The organism is Mesorhizobium sp. M7A.F.Ca.CA.001.10.2.1, assembly GCF_003998575.1.
Taxonomy (GTDB): domain Bacteria; phylum Pseudomonadota; class Alphaproteobacteria; order Rhizobiales; family Rhizobiaceae; genus Mesorhizobium.
On sequence record NZ_RZQY01001089.1, the window covers coordinates 1 to 1,149 of the forward strand.

Below are 1,149 nucleotides of genomic sequence, written 5' to 3' on the forward strand. Positions count from 1 at the left end.
GTCTGGAATGAGCATCAGGATGTGGTCCGCCCGGCCAACACACCCATTACCCAAACCGGCGGTGTCGTGGGCTTGAAGGGAAACCTTGCCCCCGAAGGCGCGATCGTGAAGGTCGCGGGCATGGCGGAGTTGAAGTTCTCCGGCCCGGCACGCTGCTTCGATTCGGAAGAGGAATGTTTCGAGGCGGTGACGCATCGCAACTACAGGGAAGGCGAGGTTCTCGTCATCCGCTACGAAGGGCCGCGCGGCGGCCCCGGCATGCGCGAGATGCTGTCGACGACGGCAGCGCTGTACGGCCAGGGCATGGGCGGCAAGGTGGCGCTGATCACCGACGGGCGCTTTTCGGGCGCGACGCGCGGCTTCTGCATCGGCCATGTCGGCCCCGAAGCAGCCGTGGGCGGCCCGATCGGACTGCTCAGGGATGGTGACGTGATCTCGATCGACGCGGTGAACGGCACGATCGACGTGGCGTTGTCCGATAGCGAACTGGCGGCGAGGGCAAAGACATGGAAGGCGCGCACGACCGACTATCAGTCGGGCGCGATATGGAAATATGCACAGACGGTAGGGCCGGCGCGCGATGGCGCGGTGACCCATCCGGGCGGTGCGAAAGAAACACACTGTTATGCGGACATCTGAGTTGTTGAGGTCGTCTGTCTTTTCGGCACTGGTCGTGGCCGCCACATTTGGCGCGACCTTTGGCGCCGTGGGCCAGGCCATGGCCTTCGACGACAAGGTGTTCGACGACAAGACCGGGGTGAAGCCGCAATCCAGCCCCTGGGCGGTCTTCCAGTTCGGCTTCTCCGCCTACAAGAACGGCCACAAGGAACAGGCTGCCGAGGCCTACAAATACGCTGCCGAAAACGGCCAGATCGGTGCCACCTGGAAGCTTGCCCGCATGTATGCCGAGGGCGACGGCGTGGCGCGCGATGACTATGAGGCGTTCAAGTTCTTCTCCGAGATCGTTGACCAGGACGTCGAGCCCGGCTCGCCTGAGGAAAGCTATGTCTCCGACGCGCTGGTGGCGCTTGGCGACTATTTGCGCACGGGCATTCCCGGCAGCCCGGTCGCCGAGAACGAGGTGGCGGCCCAGGAATATTACATGCGCGCCGCCGCCAACTACCGCAATCCGAACGCGCAGTTCGAGAT

The 1,149-nt window shown here is 64.0% G+C and carries 1 protein-coding gene and 1 pseudogene; both read left to right on the forward strand.

Features of this window, described 5'->3' with window-relative positions; all coding sequences use genetic code 11:
• Positions 1 to 639: dihydroxy-acid dehydratase (locus EN964_RS38990; protein WP_245490742.1), on the forward strand; the 639-nt coding region annotated here is incomplete at its 5' end.
• Positions 626 to 1,149 (forward strand): annotated as a pseudogene (locus EN964_RS35305) (tetratricopeptide repeat protein); the annotation flags it as partial. The gene EN964_RS38990 and the pseudogene EN964_RS35305, both read left to right, overlap by 14 nt.